Consider the following 1,156-nt stretch of genomic DNA (forward strand, 5'->3'; position numbering starts at 1 on the left):
GAGAAGTTCGTCGAACTGGGCAATGTCGAAGACCGCTTCGGCATCGAGGTCAAGCCGACACCGCGCAAGGCTTACCCCACACTGCCATTCGCCGCTGGCGCGGCCTGACCGGAACAACCATGCACAGGCTCAACACTACCGCCTCAAACTCTACCGCGCGTTCGGCCGGGTCATCCCCACGAAGGGCCCCGAGGCGTCCACCACCCGGGTATTCCGGCTGCATCGCCGCGGCACGTCGCTGTCCGACGCGTGGAAAGAGCTCTCCGCCCTCGGCGATCGCCGCCTCACCCGCCATCAGGTGGGCAACTGGCCGGACATGCCCCTGACGCCCTGGCCATAAGAACAAGGGAAAACCCCGCATGCCCAAACCGACCAAAGACGAATCGTTGCCCCCCATGCGCGCCGGCGAGCGGGAAAGCCGCGCCGGCGGTGAGCAGTACTGCCTCAGCCCCCTGCCGGTCCCCACCGACAGCGAACACGGGGTGGACGTGGCCCATATCGACGTGCACCACGACGAGGCCACGATGGACCTGCGCCAGGGCGCCAGCCCTGAGAGCCTCCTGATTACGGGGCATGTCGCGAGCGGGTTGGGGATCTTTATTCTTGGCATCGGGGCATTTCTGTTACTGCTGGCTTTCTTTTGGGGGGGGCTGCCATTGGCAACCATCCCATGGTGGTTTGGGGTGGCTTATGGCATTTCGCTGTTTCCTTTTTTCACCGGCATTCTCTTTCCCGATGTTGTACTGAAACGCATCCCGCCCATTCGCCTGCACCGACAACGCCGGGAGGTGGCCTTCGTGGTGGATATCCCGGGAAGGCGCTTCTGGCTGCCCGACCCAACCAACATGTGGTTAGCTTCCACGGCTGGTGTTATCGCCATGGTCACCGGGTATTACACTATATGGGAGTTCGCAGAGTTCTTGCGCCCCGGTGTCGAAGCCGCATTCCCGATCAAGATGCTGCTTCTGCACATCGGCTCATTGCTCTTTCTCCCCCTCTACCCCCACTTCCATGACTTCTGCCGCAAGCTCGTCGGCCAGCAGCGCCAGACGGTGCTGGTGCCCTGGGAGGACGTGATCGCGGTCTGCGGGTTCAACCCCAGCCTCAGCGCCGGCGGGGTGACGGGCTTTGGCTGGAACTTCGCCCTGATGCCGCC

1 pseudogene is annotated in these 1,156 nt (G+C 63.3%); it reads left to right on the plus strand.

Annotated elements, in window-relative coordinates:
* Positions 1–359: 359 nt before the first annotated feature.
* Positions 360–1,156, plus strand: a pseudogene (locus DFR31_RS13690) (hypothetical protein); the annotation flags it as partial.

Source organism: Alkalispirillum mobile, assembly GCF_003664325.1.
Classification (GTDB): domain Bacteria; phylum Pseudomonadota; class Gammaproteobacteria; order Nitrococcales; family Halorhodospiraceae; genus Alkalilimnicola; species Alkalilimnicola mobilis.